Source organism: Microcoleus sp. A003_D6, assembly GCF_036702825.1.
In the GTDB taxonomy this organism is placed as follows: Bacteria; Cyanobacteriota; Cyanobacteriia; order Cyanobacteriales; family Microcoleaceae; genus Microcoleus.
Genome location: NZ_JAUBWA010000245.1, coordinates 1 through 3780, shown reverse-complemented (window position 1 = coordinate 3780; position 3780 = coordinate 1). Strand labels below are relative to the sequence as shown.

Annotated in this window: 2 protein-coding genes; both read left to right on the top strand. The window is 42.0% G+C overall.

The features are described 5' to 3' along the window. Positions 1–416: sensor histidine kinase (locus QUB70_RS31910; protein WP_332985800.1), on the top strand; the 416-nt coding region annotated here is incomplete at its 5' end. An 85-nt stretch (positions 417–501) separates the two neighbouring features. Next, positions 502–3780 (top strand): ATP-binding protein (locus tag QUB70_RS31905; protein ID WP_332985799.1); only part of this gene is annotated, 3279 nt, incomplete at its 3' end.

Here is a 3780-nt window from a genome sequence, read left to right as displayed (position 1 = left end):
AAGTTGTCACCAAATATGGTAATATCCCGGCGATTAATTGCTTTCCCGGTCAATTAAATCAGGTATTTATGAATATTATTGCTAATGCTATTGATGCCTTGGATGAATCTAATCATGGTCGGAGTTTTGCAGAGGTTCAAGCGAATCCTAACTGCATAACCATTCAAACATCGGTCGAAAATGAAATGGTAAAAATTGCGATCGCTGATAATGGTAAAGGGATGAATGAATCAGTCAGACAAAAAATATTTGACCATTTATTTACCACAAAGGCTGTGGGGAAAGGGACGGGGTTGGGGTTAGCGATCGCCCGGCAGATTGTGGTTGAAAAACATCAGGGACAAATTACCGTTAATTCTATACCGACTGAGGGTACTGTGTTTGAGATCACTCTCCCTGTTAAATATATAGAATAGAATTAAATATTACGCCTTTCTAGACTCCAACTCACATAAGCCGTATATATAATTCAACTGTTATCTAATAGAGGATGAACTAATTATGAACCCGCACCTCAATGTGTCAGGTTATCAAATAACGGAAGAACTTTATATCGGTACTCGTACCCTTGTCTATCGAGGTATCTGTATTCGTGACCAGCAGCCAGTAGTTATTAAACTACTACGAAACGAATACCCTAATTTCAACGAACTGATCCAATTTCGCAATCAATATACCATTGCCAAAAATCTTGACTTTCCCAATATTGTTAAGCCTCTAGCTCTGGAAGCATACAACAATAGCTATGCCTTACTTATGGATGATTTTGGTGGAGTATCCCTCTCTTCTTATCGACCGATGAGAACAGATGCAAGCCAACCATCTCAATCTTTATCTTTAGTAGAGTTTCTTCAAATCGCTATCCAACTGACAGATGTTCTCCACTATCTCTATCAAAATCGAGTCATTCATAAAGATATTAAACCTGCGAATATTCTCATTAATCCCGAAACAAAACAACTTAAACTGATTGACTTTAGTATTTCTTCCCTACTGCCGAGGGAAACCCAAGAAATTCAAAATCCCAATATCTTAGAAGGAACATTAGCCTACCTATCTCCCGAACAAACTGGCAGAATGAATCGAGGCATTGACTATCGGAGTGACTTTTATTCCCTGGGCGTTACTTTTTATGAATTATTGACAGGAACATTACCATTTATTGCAGCAGATGCGATGGAATTGGTGCATTGCCACTTAGCCAAAATTCCCATTTCTGTATATGAAATCAATCCCCAGATTCCTTTGGTTTTGTCAGAAATCATCAGCAAATTGATGGCAAAGAATGCGGAAGAACGCTATCAAAGTGCTTTAGGAATTAAGCACGATTTAGAGATTTGTTTGGAGCAATTACAAGTTACGGGAAATATCAATTATTTTGAACTAGGACAGCGCGATCTGAGCGATCGCTTCACCATCCCCGAAAAACTTTATGGTCGAGCCAACGAAGTTCAAGTATTACTTAATGCTTTCGATCGGGTGGCTGAAGGCAGCAGCGAAATGATGTTAGTTGCCGGATTTTCGGGGATTGGTAAAACCGCGATAGTTAATGAAGTCCACAAACCCATCGCGCGGCAACGCGGCTACTTTATTAAAGGTAAGTTTGACCAGTTCAATCGCAACATTCCCCTGTCTGCCTTTGTGCAAGCCCTGCGGGATTTGATGGGACAATTGCTATCAGAATCAGACGCTCAATTGCAAGCATGGAAAGCTAAAATTTTCTCAGCTCTTGGAGACAATGGACAAGTCTTAATTGAGGTAATTCCCGAACTAGAACTGATTATTGGACAGCAACCGATCGCCACCGAACTCTCCGGCAGTGCCGCTCAAAATCGATTTAATTTGCTATTCCAAAAATTTATTGAAGTTTTTACCACCGCAGAACACCCGCTAGTGGTGTTTTTGGATGATTTGCAGTGGGCAGATTCGGCTTCCCTTCAGTTGCTCAAACTGCTGATGACTGACAATGGCTATTTACTGATGTTGGGAGCCTATCGGGACAATGAAGTCTCACCCATTCACCCATTTATTTTGACCGTAGAAGAAATCAAAAAAGCGAACGCGATCGTCAAAACAATTACCCTGAAACCGTTAGATTTGGCGGATACCAATCATCTGGTTGCCGATACATTGAATTGTTCGAGGGAACTGGCACAACCTTTAACCGAATTAATCGATCGCAAAACCCAAGGTAATCCCTTTTTTACCACGCAATTTCTTAAAGCGTTGTATGAAGAAAACTGCATCACCTTCGATCGCGATCGCCGCTATTGGGAATGTGATATTGCCCAAGTAAATGCCCTGGCGCTCACCGATGATGTCGTAGAGTTTATGGCGTTGCAATTGCAGAAATTATCTCCCGAAACCCAACAGGTGCTGAAGTTAGCCGCTTGTATTGGCAACCAGTTTGATTTGACGACATTGGCGATCGTCTTAGAACAATCGCCCACTGAGGCAGCCACAGGACTCTGGAAAGCCTTGCAGGAAGGTCTGATTTTACCCACTAGCCAAGTTTATAAGTTCTTTCAGGGGACAGAGAAATCGGATACGCAGAATAGGGTCAATCCCAAATATCGCTTTTTGCACGATCGCGTTCAACAAGCCGCCTATTCTCTGATTCCACAAGATCGACAACAATCAACTCATTTAGCGATCGCTCGCTTGCTGCGACAAAACACCCCAGATGCAGAACTAGAAGCCAATATTTTTGAGATTGTCAATCACTGGAATCGGGTAATTAATCTCATCCTCGACCCAGAGGAAAGAAAGAATCTCGCTCAACTGAATTTAATTGCTGGTAGCAAAGCCAAAGCCTCAACTGCTAATGAGCCAGCCCTCACCTATTTCCAAACGGGTTTAACGCTGCTATCTGATGAAAGTTGGCAAACCGAACCGCAGCTAACACTAGCATTACATGAAGGCGCAGCAGAAGCGGCTTATTTATGCGGTAATTATGGCCAAATGGAGGAATGGGTGAGGGTGATTTTAGCACAAAATCTCCAACCGACCGAATATGTCAAAGCCCATACAATCCAGATTCAAACTTATAATAATCAGGGTCAGTATCAAGAAGCAATCGCGATCGCTCGCACTGCCTTAGCAAGATTTAATGTTCATCTCCCTGAACAGCAGACACCCGCATATATTGCTCCTGCCATGCAAGAAGTCAGGGAATTAATCGACGGCAGAACAATCCAAGAGTTACTCAATTTGCCAGTGATGACAGAGGCAGAACCCTTGGCGATGATGCAGTTGCTGTCGAGCATTATCACTACGACTTATATTTCGGCTCCCTTGCTACTACCTTTTGTTATTTTGACCCAAGTCAAACTATCGATTAATCAGGGAAATACAGGCCTGTCAGCTTTTAGCTACAGTGTCTATGGTGTCTTATTAATCAATATCTTAGAAGACTTGGATGGGGCTTATGATTTTGGTCAGTTAGCGCTACAACTGGTGGCAAAACTAAATGCGCGATCGATACAACCAAAAGTCAACGCTGCAATCGGACAAGTGATTATCCATTGCAAATCTCACTTCCGTGACTATTTACCCCTGCTCGTAGACGGTTTTCAGGCTTCACTAGAAATCGGCGATTTAGAATTTGCTGGTCTTAATGTATATGGTCTTTTTTGCTGGTCTTATTTTATGGGTAGAAACTTAACAACGGTAGTTGCAGAAGGTGAACCCTATCTCGCAGTCCTGTCGCAGCACAATTTGACCGTTACTTTAAATTATAGTCATATTGCTTTGCAGTTGATTCAACGCTTACAAGGTAAT